This is a genomic window from Actinosynnema sp. NPDC023658 (assembly GCF_040639995.1).
In the GTDB taxonomy this organism is placed as follows: Bacteria; Actinomycetota; Actinomycetes; order Mycobacteriales; family Pseudonocardiaceae; genus Actinosynnema.
Genome location: NZ_JBFAAX010000612.1, coordinates 1 through 3,417, shown reverse-complemented (window position 1 = coordinate 3,417; position 3,417 = coordinate 1). Strand labels below are relative to the sequence as shown.

Genomic DNA, 3,417 nt, shown 5'->3' with positions numbered 1-3,417 from the left:
CCCCACCTCGGTCAGGGCTTGAGCACGACCTTGCCCACGGTGGCGCGACCCTCCAGCGCGGTGTGCGCCTCGGCGGCCTCGCTGAGCGGGAACGTGGTGGTCAGCGGGATGAGGCGGCCTTCGGAGAGGGCGCGCAGGGACGTCTCCTCCAGCCCGCGCAGGCTCGTGCCCTTCATCATCCGCGGTCCGACCGCGACCGTGGCGGTGAGGCCGCGGGTGTAGAGGTCGCCGCTGTCGAGGCGGGTGCGCTCGCCCGACGTCCAGCCGAACAGGACGATCCGGCCGCCGACGCCCAGCAGCTCCAGGGCCGTGCGGCCGACGTCACCGCCGACGCCGTCGAGCACGGCGGTGACCCCGCTGATCCCGTCGTCCCAGCCCGGCCGCGTGTAGTCGGCCACCACGTCCGCGCCGAGCTGCCGGACCAGGTCCAGCTTGGCGGTGCTCGCCGCGCCGACCACCGTCGCGCCGATCGCCTTGGCCTCCTGCACGAACAACGACCCCAACCCGCCCGCGGCCGACGTCACCAGCACCACGTCGTCGGCGGTCAGCTCCGCGATGCGCAGCACGCCGACGGCGGTCCGGCCGGTGCCGATCATGGCCACGGCGGCGTCGTCGGACACGTGGTCGGGCACCTCGTGCAGCGACGCCGCGTTCGCGACCGCGAGCTCGGCGTACCCGCCGCCGGCCTGCCCGAGGTGCGCGACGACCCGCTTGCCGAGCCAGTGCGGCTCCACCCCGTCACCGAGCGCCGTGACGACCCCGGCGACCTCCCGGCCGGGTGTCACGGGCAGCTCGGGCAGCGGGAACGGCCCCCCTCCCTCGCCCCGGCGGATGCTCGTGTCGAGCACGTGCACCCCCGCCGAGGTCACCGTGATCCGCACCTGGCCGACGCCCGGTTCCGGGTCGGGCGTCCGTTCGAAGCGCAGGTTCCCGGCCGGGCCGAACTCGTGCTGGCGGATGGCGTGCATGTGCGATGTCCCCTCTGCTGTCCTGCCCGCCACGCTAGGAGTTCGAGTTAAGTCGAGGTCAAGCGATCTTGGTCGGGGGCCGACCCGCGCCGGGCCTCGCGCGTCGGTAGCGGTGTGGGGCACTTCGACCACAACGCGCACCACCACCGGTTCCTGCTCGACCAGGTGCCCGCGGGGGCGCGCACGGCGCTGGACGTGGGCTGCGGGCACGGCGGGTTCGCCCGCCGGTTGGCCGCCCGGGGGCTCGCGGTGACCGCGGTGGACCGGTACGTCGACGCCTCGATCCCGGGGGTGGAGTTCCGGCGGGCCGACGCGGTGGTGGACGACCTCGGCGGGCCGTACGACTTCGTCTCCTGCGTCGCCGCCCTGCACCACCTGCCGCTGCGGCCCGCGCTGGAGCGGCTGCGGTCGTGGGTGCGGCCCGGCGGGGTGGTCGCGGTGCTCGGGCTCGCCCGCGAGGAGACCGCCGCCGACCGGGCGCTGAGCCTGGCGTCCGTGCCGTTGAACCACGTCGTCCGGTGGTTCCGCGACGACCCCCGCGGCGACGCGCCGGTGCGGGACGCGACGCTGTCGGTGCGCGAGATCAAAGCCGTGGCGGACTCGGTGCTGCCCGGCGCGAGGTTCCGCCGGCACCTCTTCTGGCGGTACTCGATGGTCTGGACGGCGGGTGCCGCGAATTCGCGCACGCCGTAATCGCTTTGACTATGAGTGGTGCGTTCGGAGATAGTCGTACCAACACCGCGGTGGTGTTGGACGACCACAAAGGGGACCTTCGTGAACAGCAAGGAGACCGAGTGGAACGGCTCCGCGACGCGCGCGTCCGGTGATCGGCTCCAGCTCTCCTGACCTGCCTGTAGGGCAAATGCGGCGAGACGGCCGTCAATTATTCGGAAACCGTATCGGCTCATTTGTTCCGATGATCGACGCGCATTTGGCGCGGTGTGGCGGCCCGGCCTTCATGGGGTGGGTCGGGGCGGCTGGAAACCCCGGCACGACGGGGTGCGCGACTCCTGTCGCGAAAGGGGGGACGGGTTCGTGCGCCCGTCCCCTGCCTCCATTCGGCCCAAAGCCGGGCCCGGTGTCGACCGGGCCTGTTTGCCGTTCCGGGCGCACGGGTAGTCGGTGGGCGTCCGGAGCCCGGCAGAAGGGCTCGTGGTCCGTGTAGTTGGAGGGCGAGATGACCCACCACTCGACCGTTGGTCGCGTCAAGGTCGCGGGTCTGCAGCCCGCTCAGGTGCTGGCGGGCCTCGTCGGCCTGGTGTTCCTCGTGTTGGGTGTGCTGGGCTTCGTGCGCACCGGGTTCGGCGACTTCGCGGGCGACCAGCACGCGATGCTGCTCGGGTTCACGGTGAACCCGCTGCACAACGTCGTCCACCTGGCGTTCGGCGTGCTCGGCCTGCTCATGGCGAGCACCTCCGGCCTGGCCCGGCTGTACGGCTGGATCCTGTTCATCGGCTACGGCGCGGTGCTCCTGTGGGGCCTGGCGCTGGCCGGTGTCTTCTCGGCCAACCCGGTCGCGAACCTGGGCAACCCGCTGGCGCTCAACGTCAACGACAACTGGCTGCACCTCGGCATCGCCGCGGTGGGCCTGCTGATCGCGGTGCTGCCCGCCCGGCGCAAGATCGTGACCGACGACGTGGTCGACGAGCGGATCTCCGAGCCGGTCGTGGAGCCCGGCGAGACTGTTGTGGACCGTCGTCACGACCAGGCGCGCTACGAGCGGGAAGAGAGCATCCGCAACCCGGAGGGCGACCCCGTCACGCGGGAGATGCCCACCCAGCGCGTCGACTCGCGGCACGACGTCCACCACGACGAGCGGATCGAGTCGATGGACCCGACCGTGAGCCAGCGGCCGGTCCAGCCGATCGACCCGGCCATCGCGGAGCAGCACAAGTCGCGGTTCTCGCGGTGACGACACCACGTTGACGCACCCGCAGCAGCAGTGACGACGGCGGTGCACGGATACCCCCTCGGGACCGTGCACCGCCGTCGTCCTGCGGGCGGTGGGTCAGACCGCCGCGTCCATCCGCGCCACCTGGTCGTCGTCCAGCTCGATCTCCAACGCGCCCAGCGACTCCTCCAGCTGGGCCACGCTGGTCGCGCCGACCAGCGGGACGATGTCCTGGCGCAGCAGCCACGCCAGCACGACCTGGTTGACCGTCGCGCCCAGCTCCGCCGCCACCCGGTGCAGCACCTCCAGCCGCCGCGTGGTGCCGGGGTGGTCGTAGTGCTCGTCCAGCGGCTTGTCCCGGTACCGGCCGGCCAGCAGCGCCGAGTACGCGACCAGCGCCACGTCACCCTCGGCCGCCGCGTAGTCGAACAACTCGTCGGTCATGTGCACGTGACCGCCCTCCGGCAGTTGCACCCCCGGTCGCGGCCGCAGGTAGCTGTACCGCTGCTGCACGGCGGTGTAGAGCGGCCACCGGTTCGCCCGTGACACCGCCCGCGC

At 72.3% G+C, this 3,417-nt stretch carries 4 protein-coding genes; 2 read left to right on the top strand and 2 right to left on the bottom strand.

Going from position 1 to position 3,417, the window contains the following annotated elements; translation table 11 throughout:
• Positions 1-11: 11 nt before the first annotated feature.
• Entirely contained in the window at positions 12-968 is a 957-nt protein-coding gene (locus AB0G02_RS32105) for a zinc-binding dehydrogenase (protein WP_360801622.1), read from the bottom strand.
• A gap of 114 nt (positions 969-1,082) precedes the next feature.
• On the opposite strand from AB0G02_RS32105, the gene AB0G02_RS32100 reads away from it, so the two are divergent.
• Complete coding sequence (locus tag AB0G02_RS32100) at positions 1,083-1,661, top strand: class I SAM-dependent methyltransferase (RefSeq protein WP_360801619.1); 579 nt, start codon at positions 1,083-1,085, stop codon at positions 1,659-1,661.
• Positions 1,662-2,145: 484 nt separating this feature from the next.
• On the top strand, positions 2,146-2,880 hold the full coding sequence (locus tag AB0G02_RS32095) for a DUF4383 domain-containing protein (RefSeq protein WP_360801615.1): 735 nt from the start codon (positions 2,146-2,148) through the stop codon (positions 2,878-2,880).
• Positions 2,881-2,976: 96 nt separating this feature from the next.
• On the opposite strand, the gene AB0G02_RS32090 is transcribed toward AB0G02_RS32095, so the two are convergent.
• The coding region (locus AB0G02_RS32090) for an aldo/keto reductase (protein ID WP_360801612.1) at positions 2,977-3,417 on the bottom strand (441 nt) is incomplete at its 5' end.

What these genes read in the sequence shown, in the direction of transcription:
- AB0G02_RS32105 (WP_360801622.1), bottom strand. Translation starts at nt 968, where the DNA reads ATGCACGCCATCCGCCAGCACGAGTTCGGCCCGGCCGGGAACCTGCGC.
- AB0G02_RS32095 (WP_360801615.1), top strand. Translation starts at nt 2,146, where the DNA reads ATGACCCACCACTCGACCGTTGGTCGCGTCAAGGTCGCGGGTCTGCAG.